This window comes from Streptococcus sp. HMSC061D10 (assembly GCF_001808865.1).
Taxonomy (GTDB): domain Bacteria; phylum Bacillota; class Bacilli; order Lactobacillales; family Streptococcaceae; genus Streptococcus.
In genome coordinates, this window is record NZ_KV795004.1 from 1 (window position 1) to 1,259 (window position 1,259).

Genomic DNA, 1,259 nt, shown 5'->3' on the forward strand with positions numbered 1-1,259 from the left:
GTTTCGCTGGGGCTTCTGTATCTGGTGTTGTTGGTTTTTTAGTTACAAATTCTGTCAATGGTTTTGTATCTTTAGAACCATCTGTATAGGTTACTACAAGATTTCCTTGATCATCCTTTGTGACTGATTGAATCTTACCATTTTTATCAACTGGAGAATCTTTTGAGATGTTTGCATCATCATTTTTCTTATTGTACTCAAGTTGAAGTTTTTCTTTGATTTTATCTAAGTCATCGTTTGTTACATTGGTTGGATCTGCTACCTCAACTTTATCAGCTGGAGCTGGAGTTGCAATATCGTACTTATCTGTTTGAGATTTAACGATGAATTGAACATATCCTGGTGTCTGAGTTGCATTCGGATTTTTATCTAATGCATTAAAATCTGTATTTGATGGTGCATTATCATTGTCGTTAGCAACAACAAAACTTGTCCATCTGTTTGGAGCTTTAAGTGTTGTAACACCAGTCATCTTAATAGTAGCTGTAGCACCTGATACAGTACCATCACCATGCGTAACAGCCGAATTCTCTATTTTTCCAGTTGTAAAACCGTATCTTGCTGTATTATCCTCTCCAATACCACCAGGACCACGTACATACATATCTTTAACAGCAGTATCATCTGCCGCTTTAAATGTCAAGTCAGTGTTTTCACCTGTATAAACATAGATTTGTTTATGTTCTTGATTTGAGTATGGAAGTTCAACAGTTGGAGCTTTGGTTACAAATTCTGATAATGGTTTTTTATCTTGAGAACCATCTGTGTAGGTTACAACAAGATTTCCATCAGCATCTTTTGTGACTGATTGAATCTTACCATCTTTATCAGCTACAGCTTTACCTTTTTGGTCTGCTAAGTTAGCATCATCATTGGTTTTAGAGTACTCAAGTTGTAGTTTCTCTTTGATTTTGCCTAGTTCAGCTTCTGTTACATTAGCTGGATCTGCTACCGTAACTTTTTCGGTTGGAGTTGCAATGTCATATTTTTGACTTTGTGCCTTAAGTACGACACGGAATGCACCTGGATCAGTGGCAGTTGAAGAACCTACTGCTTTATTCTCAATAAATGCACCATCAGCATCCGTTGCAGTTGCATAACGCCAGCCTAGAACCATACCTTTTGGATTTTCGCCTTTAGTCGCTGCTTCTAAGACTTCTGGTTTCAAACCATCTGTCGCTGCTGGTGTACCTCTATAAGTAATGACTGCTGGAGCTGTAGCTGTTGCAGGTGTTTCAGTAGAGATAACATTTGCTTTA

General features: G+C 37.7%; 1 pseudogene. It reads right to left on the reverse strand.

Annotation, left to right across the window (positions count from 1 at the left end):
* Positions 1-1,259: pseudogene (locus tag HMPREF2728_RS02605) on the reverse strand (matrix-binding protein); the annotation flags it as partial.